Source organism: Catenuloplanes nepalensis (assembly GCF_030811575.1).
GTDB classification, from domain to species: domain Bacteria; phylum Actinomycetota; class Actinomycetes; order Mycobacteriales; family Micromonosporaceae; genus Catenuloplanes; species Catenuloplanes nepalensis.
The window spans coordinates 6,203,157-6,217,434 of sequence record NZ_JAUSRA010000001.1; the positions used below are offsets into that span (position 1 = coordinate 6,203,157).

Here is a 14,278-nt window from a genome sequence, read left to right on the forward strand (position 1 = left end):
CGTCTCAGCCCTGCGCCGGGAGCGTGTGCGGCAGCGGCTGGACCTGCACGATCGGCGGATCGCACTCGTCCCAGGGGCGGGTCAGCATGGCCACGAAGGACAGGGAGGTGATCGCGTACACCGCGTGCATCACCCCGATCGGCGTACGGGTGCAGGTGCCCCGGGCGACGTGGATGAACTCCTCCGGGCAGTCCGGGTCGTCGGGGTCGTCCTTGGTGACCAGCACTCCCTCGCCGTCGACGAACAGCAGGTACTCCACGAAGTGCGGGTGGTAGTGCAACCCCCGGACCTTGCCGGGATGCATCGAGATGAGATTGAACTCCAGCAACGGCTCCGGCGGCACCCAGGTGAAGATGCCACCCCGGCCGTCCCGGACGGTGTCCAGGTTGCAACTCGGCGTCAGAACCTCGATCTTCACGCCAACTCCGATCCTCGAAATCACGGCGGGACGGTGCGGTGCCGCCCGCGACCCGGGCTCGTGCCGAGCGGGAGTCGGGCGGCGGCGGGTGGGGCGTCACCGGCGTCGTGGGCACACGGCGCGGTGAACGGGTCGAGAGTGATCACGCCGGTGACGTGGCCGGTGGCCGAACACGCCCGGCAGCGCCGGATCGGACAGCGGCCGGCGCCGGGTTCCACCTGACATCGCCGGCGTTCGTTATGCCGGAATGACACTCGACAGCCGAGTCACAGGCGAACGCATTGGCTTTGGATAGTAGGGCACCCGGCACCTGCCAACAAGCATTGACAGGCGTGAGGACGCTGGACAGAATACTCATCGGTGATGCCCTCATAACGCGCCAGACCCGCGAATTGGCGACCAAGGCGAACTCATTCGACAAATTGCCCATCCTGGGCGGCCCCCTCCAGGCGCCACCACTCGTCCGGCCGCCGCCACCAGCCACGAAGCCGACGCACACGACGGCCGGCGCCCACACACCGCGGCCGGAGAATCGCCTTGCCGTCGGTTACCGGAAAACAATCGGAATCAGTGAGGCAAACCGATGTTCGGTCGCATCAGCACGGTGTCCGGCCCGCCGGACACGCCATCCGTTCGGAGGACCACCCCGATCCCGCTCCGGACGCGGGCATGACCGCGCGGACCGCGATCGTGGTGGGCGCCGACGGCCAGGACGGGGTGCTGCTGAGCGAGTCGCTGCGGGCGCGGGGGGACCGGGTGGTGCCGGTGGGCCGGCGCGGCACGATCGACATCACCCGGCCGGACGACGTGGCCGGGCTGGTCGCCGGCCTACGACCGGACGAGGTGTACCTGCTGGCCGCGGTGCATCACTCCGCGCAGGACACGGTCACCGACCCGGTGCGGCTCTGCCACCGGTCGTACGCGGTCAACACGTTCTCCGCGGTCCACTTCCTCGACGCAGTCGAGCGGCACAGCCCGGCCACCCGGGTCTTCTACGCCGCCTCCTCGCACGTCTTCGGCGTGCCCGGCACGCCGGTGCAGGACGAGGCGACGCCGCTGCGGCCGACCTCGATCTACGGCATCAGCAAGGCGGCCGGGCTGCTGCACTGCCGCACCTACCGCGCGCGCGGCGTCTTCGCCTCGGCCGGCATCCTCTACAACCACGAGTCCCCGCTCCGGCGCCCGGGCTTCGTCTCCCGCAAGATCGTGGACGCGGTGGTACGCATCCAGCGCGGCGACGCCGGCCGGCTCGTGCTCGGCAGCCTGTCGGCCGGGTCGGACTGGGGGTACGCGCCGGACTACGTGGAGGCCATGCGGCGGATCCTGGACCTCGCGGAACCGGACGACTTCGTGGTGGCCTCCGGCGTGCGGCACACGGTCGGCGAGTTCGCGGCGATCGCATTCGAGGCGGCCGGACTGGACTGGCGCGACCACGTCGAGGAGGACGCCGCCGTGCTCACCCGGCCGGACGTCCCGCTGGTCGGCGACGCGAGCCGGCTGCGGGCCGCGACCGGCTGGCGCCCGAGCCTCGGCTTCGCGGACATGGTCCGCACGCTGCTGCGGGCCGCCGGCGCCACGCTCGTCGCGCCGGCCGGCCGGCGCGACTGACCGGCGATCCGGGGCCCGCACGCTTTAGTAGGGAAATCACGAGTCGGATTTCGGTACCTTCACAAGAGCCAGTTGCCGCCCGACAACGGAGTCCATTGTGATGCGAATTCCGGTCTCGGTCCAACCGTCCAGGGTCGACTCGTGAAAGGGCTGGTGTTGGCGGGCGGTGTTGGCTCGCGAATGCGCCCGATCACCCACACCTCTGCGAAGCAGCTCATTCCGGTCGCCAACAAACCGGTCCTCTTCTACGGCCTCGAAGCAATTCGCGAGGCGGGTATCCGGGAGGTCGGAATCATCGTCGGCAGCACCGCGCCGGAAATCGAACTCGCGGTCGGTGACGGCTCACAGTTCGGTCTGGACGTGACCTATCTGCCCCAGGACGCACCCCGCGGCCTCGCGCACGCCGTCCTGATCGCGCGGGACTATCTCGGCGACGACGACTTCGTGATGTACCTCGGTGACAATTTCGTGGTCGGCGGCATCAACGGCGTGGTCGAACGGTTTCGGCGGGAACGCCCGCACGCCCAGCTGATGCTCACCCGGGTGAAGGAGCCGCACGCGTTCGGCATCGCGGAGATGGGCCAGGACGGCCAGGTCCTCGGCGTCGAGGAGAAGCCGCAGTACCCGAAGAGCGACCTCGCGCTGGTCGGCGTCTACGTGTTCAGCCCGGCCGTGCACGAGGCGATCGCGGAGCTGAAGCCGTCGTGGCGCAACGAGCTGGAGATCACCGAGGCGATCCAGTGGCTGATCGACCAGGGCCGGCCGGTCAAGTCCACGATCATCACCGGGTTCTGGAAGGACACCGGCAACCTCGCGGACATGCTGGACATGAACCGGTTCGTCCTGGAGCGCATCGATTCCGAGGTGAGCGGCTCGGTGAGCGCGGACACCGAGATCATCGGCCGGGTCGTGGTCGGGCCCGGCGCCGTCATCTCCGGCTCGCGGATCGTCGGGCCGGTCGTGGTCGGGGCCGGCTCGGTGGTACGCAACTCACGCCTGGGCCCGTTCACGTCGATCGACTGCGACTGCACGGTCATCGACAGCGACATCGAGCAGTCCATCGTGCTCCGCGGCGCGTTCATCGACGGTGTCGGCCGGATCGAGATGTCGATGATCGGCCGGGAGGCACGGGTCGTACCGGGGCCCCGCGCGCCGAAGACGTTCCGGTTCGTGCTCGGTGACCACAGCGAAGTGCGGGTGGGTGTGTAGTGCGGCGGGTACTCGTGGCCGGCGGGGCCGGCTTCATCGGTTCGCACTACGTCCGGCAACTGGTCACCGGGGCGTACCCCGCGTGGCGGGACTGCGGGGTCACCGTGCTGGACAAGCTCACCTACGCGGGCAACCTGGCGAACCTGGACGCCGTGCGGGACCGCATCACGTTCGTCCGCGGTGACATCTGTGACGGCCGCCTGCTCGCGGACGTGGTGCCCGGGCACGACGTCGTGCTCAACTTCGCGGCCGAGACCCATGTCGACCGGTCCATCGCCGACTCGGCCGAGTTCCTGCGCACCAACGTGCAGGGCGTCCAGTCGCTCATGCAGGCGTGCCTGACCGCCGGCGTCCCGACCGTCGTCCAGGTCTCCACGGACGAGGTATACGGCAGCATCGAGACGGGGTCGTGGACCGAGGCGAGCCCGCTGGCCCCGAACTCGCCGTACGCCGCGGCCAAGGCCGGCGGGGACCTGATCGCGCTGGCGTACGCACGGACGCACGGCCTGCCGGTCCGGATCACGCGGTGCGGCAACAACTACGGCCCGTACCAGTTCCCGGAGAAGGTCGTGCCGTTGTTCCTCACCCGGCTGATGGACGGCCGGCCGGTCCCGCTCTACGGCGACGGCGGGAACGTCCGCGACTGGATCCACGTGGACGACCACTGCCGCGGCATCCAGGCCGTGGCCGAGCGCGGCGCGCCCGGCGAGGTCTACCACATCGCCGGGACCGCGGAGCTCACCAACCTGGAGCTGACCCAGCGGCTCCTCGACGCGGTCGGCGCCGGCTGGGACTCCGTCGAACGGGTGCCGGACCGCAAGGGTCACGACCGCCGCTACTCCCTCTCCGACGCGAAGCTCCGCGGCCTGGGGTACGCCCCGCGCGTCTCCTTCGCCGACGGCCTGGCCGGGACGGCCGACTGGTACCGGGCGAACCGGCACTGGTGGGAACCGCTGCGGAAGCAACTCGACGACGTCCGTACCGGCTGACGGCACGTCGCCCCGACCTTCGAAGGAGCTTCGGATGGCTCACTGCCTGGTGACGGGTGGCGCCGGATTCATCGGTTCGCACCTGGTCGAACGGCTGGTGCGAGCCGGGCACCGGGTCGCCGTGCTCGACGACCTCAGCGGCGGCAGCCGATCCCGCGTGCCCGCGGGAGTCGACCTGCACGTCGGTTCCGTGACGGACGCCGACCTGGTCGACTCGATCTTCGCCGAGCACCGGTTCGACCACGTCTTCCACTTCGCCGCGTTCGCCGCGGAGGCGATCAGCCACTCGGTCAAGCGGCTCAACTACAACACCAACGTGATGGGCAGCATCAACCTCATCAACGCGTCGCTGCGGACCGGGGTGTCGTTCTTCTGCTTCGCCTCGTCGGTCGCCGTCTACGGGCACGGTGCGACTCCGATGCGGGAGAGCTCCGTCCCGGTGCCGGCGGACAGCTACGGCAACGCGAAGCTCGTCGTTGAACGCGAGCTCGCGGTGACGATGCGGACGCAGGGCCTGCCGTTCGCCGCGTTCCGCATGCACAACGTCTACGGCGAGTGGCAGAACATGCGGGACCCGTACCGGAACGCGGTGGCGATCTTCTTCAACCAGATCATGCGTGGCGAGCCGATCACGGTGTACGGCGACGGCGGCCAGGTCCGCGCGTTCACCTACGTCGGCGACGTCGTGGACGTGGTGAGCCGGGCGCCCGGCACCGAGCGGGCCCACGGCCGCTGCTTCAACGTGGGCGCGGCCGGCACCAGCACGGTGCTGGAGCTGGCCCGGGCCGTCCGGGTGGCGGCCGGCGTGCCGGACCATCCCATCGCGCACCTGCCGGCCCGCGACGAGGTGCGGGTGGCCTACACCGCGACGGACGACGCCCGGCGGGTCTTCGGTGACTGGCCGGACACCCCGCTGCGCGACGGACTGGCCCGGACCGCGGCCTGGGCGGCCACGGTGGGACCGGCGGAACTGCACGCGTCGTTCGACATCGAGATCGGCGGCCATCAGGTCCCGGAATGGGCCCGGCACGTCGAGCGGCGGCTGGAACCCGAGCCCGCCGACTGTGGTGGAAACACTAGTCCCCTGCTCACCATCGATCTTTAGGCTGGGAATCCATGGAACGTGAGGACATTCGACGTCGCGCGAAAGAGCTCGAGCCCTGGGTGAACGGATTCGAGTACGACGGAATCCGTTATGCGGAAGGCTCCGATCACGGCTATCTCCTCAGTCAGGATCCGGCGGACCGTGCGCGTGCCTTCTACGCGGCTTTCCCCGGTGCGACCCGCGTCCTGGAGCTCGGCGCGCTGGAGGGCGCGGACACGCTGGAACTGGCCCGGCAGCGGTCCGACGCACACGTCCTCGGCCTGGAGGGCCGGGTGGAGAACCTGCACCGCGCCGAGTTCGTGATGGACGTGCACGGCCTCACGAACGTGGAGCTGCGGCTCGCCGACGTGGAGGCGCTCGACTTCCCGGCGCTGGGCCGCTTCGACGCGGTCATGTGCGCCGGCCTGCTCTACCACGTCCGGGAGCCCTGGGCTCTCCTCAAGGACATCGCCGGGGTCTCCGCCGGGATCTACCTCTCCACCCACTACTGGGGCAGCTCCGACGGGCTGGAGACGCTCGACGGCTACTCGGTCAAGCACGTCCGCGAGGAGCACCCGGAGCCGCAGGCCCGCGGGCTGAGCGTGGACGTGCGCTGGCTGGACCGGCCGTCGCTGCTGGCGGCGCTGGAAAACGCCGGGTTCACCGAGATCGAGGTGCTGCACGAGCGCACCTCGCCGGAGGTCTGCGACATCGTCGTGGTCGGCCGCACCCGGCTGGGCGCGCAGGTCCGTCGGTTCCGCGAGGACGGCGTGGTCAACGCCGGGGCGATCTTCGCCGACGACACGGTGGCCCAGCTCAAGGCCGGCGCGATCGACCTGATCTCCCGCTTCACCGATCAGGGTCACCGGTCCGAGGATTTCTGGAACTACGACGTCGAGGGTCAGGAGCCGGTGCTCTACCGGATCCACAACCTGGAGAAGCAGGACTGGGCCGCCCGCGAGCTGCTGTTCCGGGAGGAACTGTCCGAGCTGGCCGCCGCGTTCATCGGAGGGCCGGTCGTACCCACCGTCTTCGCCCTGGTCCTGAAGGAGCCGAACCGGGCGGCCGGTCTTCCGTGGCATCGCGACCGGCTCAACGTCGCGCCGCACACGGTCTGCAACCTGAGCATCTGCCTGGACGAGGCCGGCCCGGAGAACGGCTGCCTGGAGGGCGTGCCCGGCTCGCACCTGCTCCCCGAGGACGCCGACGTGCTGTCGGTACGGGACGGCGGGCCCCGCACGGCCGTCCCGTCCGAGGTGGGCGACGTCATCGTGCACGACGTCCGGCTGGTGCACGGCTCCGGCCCGAACCCCACCGACCGGTGGCGCCGGACCATCGTCATCGAGTTCGCGAACCCGGCGCGCCCGATGCCGACCCGCACGTCCTGACCATCCGGCGTCCGCACCGGGTCCCGCGGCACCGGACGAACGACGCGCCCGCCGTGCCGCGGTTCCCGCACGAGGAGGATCAGCGTTGGTGAGCTTGCTCAACCGCATCCCGGGCTTCACCGGTACGCCCGCCGCCGAGCCGTCGCTCGACGCCGTGATGGCGGAGCGGTTCCGGGAACGGGTCGAACCCCGTCCGGGCGACTGGGCGTACGCGCACTTCGTCGACCTGCGCCAGGCGCTGACCGAGGCGCTGGCCGACGTGTCCGGGGTCTGGCTCGACTACGGCGCGGGCACCTCGCCGTACCGCGACCTGTTCGGCGCGGCCGAGCTGCAGACGGCGGACATTCCGGGCGGTGAGTCGTTCCCCGCCGACCACGCGCTGGACCGTGACGGGCGGTGCCCGGTCGCGGACGGCACCTTCGACGGCGTGCTCTCCACCCAGGTCCTGGAGCACGTGACGGACGCGGACGCGTACCTGCGGGAGGCGCACCGGCTGCTGCGGCCCGGTGGCCGGCTGGTCCTCTCCACCCACGGCGTGTGGGAGGAGCACGGCGGCCAGGACCTGTGGCGGTGGACCGCGGACGGGCTGGCGCTGCAGGCCGAGCGCGCCGGCTTCACCGTCGATCGCACGGTCAAGCTGACCTGCGGCCCCCGCGGCCTGCTGCTGCTCCTGCGCTGGTACGGCCGCGAACACGGCTGGCCGCGGACCGGGCCGGTGGGGCTGGTCCTGAACGCGCTGCACCTGGTGGACCGGCTGCGGCCGCGCTCCTTCGACGAGTACCTCGACCGCGCGTTCGGTGCGCTGGGACTCAGCGAAGGACCGGCTCAGCCGTTCTACCTGGACATCCTGCTAGTCGCCAGAAAGAGGGAGAACGTCACGTGAGCCAATCGCGGTCAGCCTACGGCGAGGACGCGCGGGGTCTGGTCGCCGAGCGGACGGGTTGCCGGGTCTGCCAGAGTCCGCTGCGCACCGTCCTCGACCTCGGGCCGCAGTACCTGCAGGGCAGCTTCGTCAAGCCCGGCTTCCCGGAACCGCCCGGCGAGCGGTTCCCGCTCGACCTCACCCGGTGCACCGACGCGTCCTGCGGCCTGGTGCAGCTGCGCCACACGCTGCCGGGCGGGCTGCTCTACGACACCTACTGGTACCGCTCCCGGATCAACGACACCATGCGCACCCACCTCGCCCGGATCGTCGAGTCCGCGGTCGCGCTGCACGGCGGGCAGCCGGCGAAGGTGCTCGACATCGGCTGCAACGACGGCACGCTGCTGGAGAACTACACCGGCGCGGACCGGTGGGGCATCGACCCGTCCAGCGCCGCCGACGACGCCCCGGACACGATCACGCTGATCCGGGACTTCTTCCCCAGCAAGCAACTGGACGACGAGGCGGGCACGTTCGACGTGATCACGTCGATCGCCATGTTCTACGACGTCGAGGACCCGGTGGCGTTCGTCCGCGAGGTCGAGCGGCTACTGGCGCCCGGCGGCGTCTGGGTGGTCGAGGTGTCGTACCTGCCCGCGATGCTGGAGGTGACCGGGTACGACAGCATCTGCCACGAGCACCTCTCGTACTACTCGCTCGGCGCGCTGACCCGGATCCTCGCGGCGGCCGGTCTGGAGATCGTCCGGGCCGGCCTGAACGGCGTCAACGGTGGTTCGATCTGCTGCTTCGTCACCCGGTCCACCGAGGTCGCCGACCGGGCGGACAACTCCGTGCCGGCGCTGGCCGACCGGGAGCGACGGCTGCGGCTGGACACGGACGCGCCGTACGACGAGTTCGCGGCCCGGGTCCGGCAGCGCCGCGACGAGTTGGTCGGGCTGCTGCACGGCCTGCGCGACGACGGCCGGGTCGTGCACATCTACGGCGCGTCGACCAAGGGGAACACGCTGCTGCAGTTCTCCGGGATCGACAACTCACTGATCCGGTACGCGGCCGAGCGGAACCCCGACAAGTTCGGCGCCCGGACCCTCGGCACCGACATCGAGATCATCAGCGAGGAGCAGTCCCGGGCCGCCCGCCCCGACTACTACCTGGTGCTGCCCTGGCACTTCCGGGACGAGATCGTCGCCCGGGAGGCCGCCACGCTGGCGGCGGGGACCACGCTGATCTTCCCGCTGCCGGAAGTCGAGACCATCGCACAGTCGTGAGCTCCGTGGCCGCCGCGGACCCGCCCCGGAAGGCGCACCGAACACGTGACCTACCTCGCCGCTCCCGTCCCCCCGCTGTCGGCCGATCAGCTGCTGCTGCTCTTCCTCCAGCTCGGCGTCCTCCTCCTGCTGGCATTCGGGCTGGGCCGGCTGGCGCAGCGGTTCGGCATGCCGGCGGTCGCGGGTGAGCTGCTCACCGGCGTACTGCTCGGCCCGTCCGTGCTGGGCAGCGCGTTCCCCGCCGTGGGCGGCCGGCTGTTCCCGGCCGACGCCGCCCACGTCCACCTGATCGACGCGGTGAGCCAGTTCGCCGTGGTACTCCTGGTCGGCGTCGCCGGCCTCCACCTCGACCTGGCGGTCGTCCAGCGCCGCCGGGGCGTGGTCGCCACCGTCACCACCGGCGGCCTGCTCGTGCCGATGGCGCTCGGGATCGCGGCCGGGTACCTGGTTCCGCAGGTGCTGTTCCCGGCCGAGACGCACCGGACGACGTTCGCGCTGTTCCTCGGCGTCGCGATGGCGGTCAGCGCGGTGCCGGTGATCGCGAAGACGCTCACCGACATGCGGCTGATGCACCGCGACGTCGGTCAGCTCATCCTGGCCACGGCCACGATCGACGACGCGATGGCCTGGTTCCTGCTGTCGGTCATCTCCTCGCTGGCCGTGCACACGTTCGTGCCCGGGCAGGTCGTCGTCTCGATACTCTGGCTGATCGGGTTCCTCGTGGCCGCCGCCCTGCTCGGCCGGCCGGCCGTCCGCCTGGCGATGGGCTGGGCCAACCGCGCCCCCGACGCCGGCCCGGCGAACGTCGTCGCGGTCGTGGCCATCCTGCTGTCCGCCGCGACGGCTCAGGCGCTGGCCCTCGAAGCGATCTTCGGTGCCCTGGTGGCCGGCGTCCTGATCGGCCTGCCCGGTGTCGCGGACCCGGCCCGGCTCGCGCCGCTGCGCACCGTGGTGCTGACCGTGCTGGCCCCGATCTTCCTGGCCGGCGCGGGGCTGCGGGTGGACCTGCGTGCGCTCGCCGACCCGGTGGTCCTGCTCTGGGGTGTCGTCATACTGGCCCTGGCGATCGTCGGGAAGTTCACCGGCGCGTACCTCGGCGCGCGGCTCGGGCGCCGGCCGCACTGGGAGGGGATCGCCATCGGCGCCGGGCTGAACGCGCGCGGTGTCGTGGAGATCATCATCGCGATGATCGGGCTCCGGCTCGGCGTGCTGAACACCGCGACGTACACCATCGTCGTGCTGGTGGCCGTGCTGACCTCGGTGATGGCGCCGCCGCTGCTGCGGCGCGCGATGGCCCGGCTGGAGCAGAACGCCGAGGAGTCGCTGCGCGAGAGCCGGCACCTGGAGTGGGCCGGCGCGGTCCACGGCTCGTCCACCGACCCGCGGTGAACGGCACCGGCCCCGCGTCTGCCCGCCCATGGTGATCGAGGCGTCTTACACGTCATTCCAACGACGTGTAAGACGCCTCGATCACCGTCGTACGCACGCGAATCGGCCACCGCGGCCCGATGTACCGCGCGCCGATCCGCCCGGCCCGCCGCCGCGTACGCACACGACATCGGCCGCGGTGGGATCCACCACGGCCGATGTCGTGTCGCGCGTCAGCTCACCCGGTCCACCGGGGCGAGCAGTCCGGTCACGTGGTCCGCGATGGCGGTCACGGTGGGCTGCTGCCAGAAGACGGTGGCGGGCAGTGCCAGCCCCAGCCGCTTCTCCAGCCGCCGCCGGATCACCACGGTCATCACGGAGTCCAGACCCTGCTCGGCGAGTGGGCGCCGCGGGTGCAGGTCGCCTGCCGCGAGCCGCATCTCCGCCGCGATCTGCTCACGAACCTCCGCCAGCACCCGTTCCCGCAGCTCGTCCGGGGGAAGATCGGCGAAGGACACCGCCGGCTCCGGGTCGGACGCCTCGTCGCCGGCGGCCGGGGCCGGCGGCTGGTCGATCACCGGGTAGCGCAGGCCGGGCAGCGCGGCCAGCACCCGGCCGTCCTCGGTCGCGACCAGCGCGTCGACCGTGTCAGGGCGGTCCTCGTCCAGCCGCACCTCGACGAGGACGGTCGCCGGCGGCAGGCCCACGGTGATCACCTCGTCGATCCACACCACCATCCGCAGCTGCGGCATCCCGGGGTACGCGGCCGGCGCGATCGACATCACCGCGTCCAGCACCGACGCCCAGGTCGACGTCTCGTCGGTACGGACCCGGGCGCGCAGCACGCCGTACCCCGCCAGCAGGTGATCCACCGACCAGCCGAACCCGGTCGACGGCACCCCGACCTCGGCGAGCCGACGGTGGATCAGGCCCGGGTCGGCCGGTTCCAGCCGGTACTCCGACGGGTCCACGAGTGCCCGCGCCGCGAGCGCGTCCGGGTCGCCCGCACGCACCGTGGCGTCCGCGTGGACCAGCCACGGCGGGTCCTCGCCGGCGTCCCCGCCGGTGGTCCGGGACGCGAGCCGGACGTCGCCACCCTCGCGTACCACCTGGATCTCCCGCCGGCCCGCCGTCATCAGCGGATGCCGCATCGCCAGGCCGGCCAGGACCGGCGGCACGCCGTCCCGTTCCGCCGCCGCCAGGAACGTGACCACCAGCACCGCGGCCGGCACGATCTCCACCCCGTTCAAAGTGTGGCTGCCCGGATACGGCCGGTTCGCGTCGTCCAGGCCGGTCCCCCACACCTGGACCGCGCTGCCGGCGAGACTCCGGCGCGCGCCGAGCAGGGTGCGCGAGTTCGGGTCGTGGCCGCGCCCGCCGACCCGGGACACCGGGGCGGGGTAGTGCCAGTGGCTGCGGTGCCGCCACTGGTAGACCGGCAGCGTCACCAGGTCACCCCGCGGATGCAGGGCAAGCCGGTCGATCTCCACCCCGGCGCAGTGCAACCCGGCGAGCGCGGTCAGGAAGCCGCGTGTCTCCGGCTGATGGCGGCGCAGTGTGACGCCGGCGTACGTGTCCTCGTCAAGCTCGGCCAGCGTCTCGTGGATCGAGTGGGTGACCACCGGGTGCGGCGACACCTCCAGGAACGCGTGGAAGCCGTCGGCGGACGCCGCGGTGACGGCGTCGGCGAGCCGCACCGGGTTGCGCAGGTTCCCGGCCCAGTAGGCGCCGTCCGCGGTCATCGCCGCACGCGGGTCGTCCAGCGCGGTCGGGTAGATCGGGATTCGTGGGCTGCCCGGTGTGAAGTCGACGGCCGCGGCGAGTTCGTCGACCAGCTCGTCCATGTGCGGGCTGTGGAACGCCACGTCGGACGCCACCCGCCGGGTCACCAGCCCTTCGTCGGCCCACGCCCGGACCAGCGCGTCCAGGGCCGCCGGGTCACCGGAGACCACGGTGGACGACGGCGACGACGCGATCGCCGCCACCACGTCGGTCCGGCCGGCCAGCCGCGCGGCCGCCTGCGCGAACGGCAGCGAGACCATCGCCATCGCGCCCCGGCCCGCCACCCGCCGGAGCAGGATCGACCGGCGGCAGATCAGCCGGGCGCCGTCCTCGACCGTCAGCACACCCGCGGTGACGGCGGCGGCGATCTCACCGACCGAGTGGCCGATCACGGCGTCCGGGGTCACGCCGCGGGCGCGCCACATCGCGGCCAGGCCCAGCTGCATGGCGAAGATCATCGTCTGGATCCGGTCGACCGCGTCGAAGTCACCGTCGCGCAGCGCCTGCCAGGGCGAGAAGCCGATCTCCTCCAGGAAGACCGGTTCGAGGGCGTCGATCGTCTCCGCGAACGCGGGCTCGGTGTCGAGCAGTTCCCGGCCCATCCCGCTCCACTGGGAGCCGTGGCCGGAGAAGACCCAGACCAGCTTCGGGCCGTCGCCCAGCGGTGACCCGGTGACCACGCCGTCGGCCGGCTCACCCGTGGCCAGGCCACGCAGCGCGGCGCGGAGACCCGGGGCGTCGGCGGCCACCGCGACGGCCCGGTACGCGAGGTGCGACCGCCGCACCGCCAGCGTGTGCCCGACGGACGCCAGGTCGGCGTCGTCGGTCAGCCAGTCGGCGAGCGCGGCCGCCTGATCGCGCAGGGCGGCGACGGACGCCGCGGAGACCGGGAACAGCGACGCCCCGGTCAGCGTGCTCACCGCGGGCGGCACCACCGGCGGCGCCTGCTCGAGCACCGCGTGTGCCACCGTCCCGCCGTAGCCGAAGCCGGAGACGCCGGCTCGGCGCGGGCCGTCCCGGTCCGGCCACGGCTCGTTGCGGGTCACCACGCGCACCTTCAGCTTGTCCCACGCGATGGCGGGGTTGACCTCGGTGACGAGCAGGGTGGCCGGGATCTCGCCGCGCTCGAGCGCGAGCACCGCCTTGATCACTCCGGCGACGCCGGCCGCGCCCTCCAGGTGGCCGATGTTGGACTTCACGGATCCGATCAGGCACGGGTCACCGTCGCTGCGGGCCTGCCCGTACACGTCGCCGATCGCGGAGGCCTCCATCGGGTCGCCGAGCGGTGTCCCGGTGCCGTGCGCCTCGACGTAGTCGACCGAGCCGGGCTCCACCCCGCCGTACCGCAGGGCCCGTTCCATCACGTGCGCCTGAGCCGCACCGCACGGGGCCATGATGCCGTTGGTGTGGCCGTCCTGGTTCACGGCGCTGCCGCGCAGCACCGCCAGCACGCGGTCACCGTCGCGCTCCGCGTCGGCCAGCAGCTTCAGCACGACGACGCCGCAGCCCTCACCGCGTCCGTACCCGTCGGCGGTGGCGTCGAAGGACTTGCTGCGCCCGTCCGGAGCCAGCGCACCGGCCGCGCCGAGGGTGATCGACTGGCCCGGCGAGACGATGAGGTTGGCGCCCCCGACCAGCGCCACCGTGCTCTCCCCCAGGCGGAGGCTCTGCGCGGCCAGGTGCAGCGCCACCAGCGACGCCGAGCACGCGGTGTCCACCGTCAGGCTCGGCCCGCGCAGGTCCAGCGCGTGCGAGATCCGGTTGGAGACCGCGCAGGTGGCCGCGCCGATCCCGGTCCAGGCGTCGATGTGCGGCAGGTTCTCGAGCTGGTGGGCGCCGTAGTCGTAGGTGCAGATGCCGGCGAAGACGCCGGTGTCGGTGCCGGCCAGCTCGCGCGGCGAGATGCCCGCGTGCTCCAGCGCCTGCCAGGCGACCTCCAGCAGCAACCGTTGCTGCGGGTCCATCAGCTCCGCCTCACGCGGCGAGATGCCGAAGAACTCGGCGTCGAAACCGTCGATCCCGTCCAGGAAGCTGCCCGACCGGTTCGCCCGCCGGAGCGCCGCCTCGAAGTCGGGACCGAGATCGCGGTACGGCTCCCAGCGGGCGGCCGGCACCTCGCCGGTCGTGTTCCGCCCGCCGGAGAGCAGCTCCCAGAACTCGTCCGGGGAATTCACGCCGCCGGGGAACCGGCAGCCGATCCCCACGACAGCGACCGGTTGTGCGGCACCCGCGGGTGGCCTGAGTGTTCTCGGTTCCACGAACATCCCCTGTTGTCGATCGGCGC

The 14,278-nt window shown here is 71.9% G+C and carries 10 protein-coding genes; 8 read left to right on the forward strand and 2 right to left on the reverse strand.

Going from position 1 to position 14,278, the window contains the following annotated elements:
- Positions 1 to 4: 4 nt before the first annotated feature.
- Positions 5 to 418 (reverse strand): cupin domain-containing protein, encoded by a 414-nt coding sequence (locus tag J2S43_RS26595; RefSeq protein WP_306833744.1) that lies wholly within the window; start codon positions 416 to 418, stop codon positions 5 to 7.
- 669 nt (positions 419 to 1,087) lie between these two features.
- Between J2S43_RS26595 and J2S43_RS26600 the strand changes: the two genes are divergently transcribed.
- The 8 genes from J2S43_RS26600 (at position 1,088) to J2S43_RS26635 (ending at position 10,233) form a co-directional block, all read left to right on the forward strand.
- Positions 1,088 to 2,026, forward strand: coding sequence for a GDP-mannose 4,6-dehydratase (locus J2S43_RS26600; protein ID WP_306833746.1), 939 nt, complete (start codon positions 1,088 to 1,090; stop codon positions 2,024 to 2,026).
- 153 nt (positions 2,027 to 2,179) lie between these two features.
- A complete protein-coding gene (locus J2S43_RS26605) occupies positions 2,180 to 3,235 on the forward strand; it encodes a glucose-1-phosphate thymidylyltransferase (RefSeq protein WP_306839453.1) in 1,056 nt (351 codons plus the stop codon).
- Entirely contained in the window at positions 3,235 to 4,224 is a 990-nt protein-coding gene (gene rfbB / locus J2S43_RS26610) for a dTDP-glucose 4,6-dehydratase (protein WP_306833747.1), read from the forward strand. The genes J2S43_RS26605 and rfbB overlap by 1 nt, the downstream gene beginning before the upstream one ends.
- A gap of 34 nt (positions 4,225 to 4,258) precedes the next feature.
- Entirely contained in the window at positions 4,259 to 5,329 is a 1,071-nt protein-coding gene (locus tag J2S43_RS26615; protein ID WP_306833749.1) for an NAD-dependent epimerase/dehydratase family protein, read from the forward strand.
- Positions 5,330 to 5,388: 59 nt separating this feature from the next.
- Complete coding sequence (locus J2S43_RS26620; RefSeq protein WP_306833750.1) at positions 5,389 to 6,696, forward strand: phytanoyl-CoA dioxygenase family protein; 1,308 nt, start codon at positions 5,389 to 5,391, stop codon at positions 6,694 to 6,696.
- Positions 6,697 to 6,784: 88 nt separating this feature from the next.
- The gene (locus J2S43_RS26625; RefSeq protein ID WP_306833752.1) at positions 6,785 to 7,579 is read left to right on the forward strand and encodes a class I SAM-dependent methyltransferase; all 795 of its coding nucleotides are present in this window, start codon (positions 6,785 to 6,787) and stop codon (positions 7,577 to 7,579) included.
- Positions 7,576 to 8,844: a class I SAM-dependent methyltransferase gene (locus J2S43_RS26630; RefSeq protein WP_306833754.1), complete on the forward strand. Its 1,269-nt coding sequence runs from the start codon at positions 7,576 to 7,578 to the stop codon at positions 8,842 to 8,844. The genes J2S43_RS26625 and J2S43_RS26630 overlap by 4 nt, the downstream gene beginning before the upstream one ends.
- A gap of 45 nt (positions 8,845 to 8,889) precedes the next feature.
- Positions 8,890 to 10,233 (forward strand): cation:proton antiporter, encoded by a 1,344-nt coding sequence (locus J2S43_RS26635; RefSeq protein WP_306833756.1) that lies wholly within the window; start codon positions 8,890 to 8,892, stop codon positions 10,231 to 10,233.
- Between the two features lie 212 nt (positions 10,234 to 10,445).
- Here the strand turns inward: J2S43_RS26635 and J2S43_RS26640 are convergent, their stop codons facing one another.
- On the reverse strand, positions 10,446 to 14,258 hold the full coding sequence (locus J2S43_RS26640) for a type I polyketide synthase (RefSeq protein ID WP_306839455.1): 3,813 nt from the start codon (positions 14,256 to 14,258) through the stop codon (positions 10,446 to 10,448).
- Positions 14,259 to 14,278: the final 20 nt, after the last annotated feature.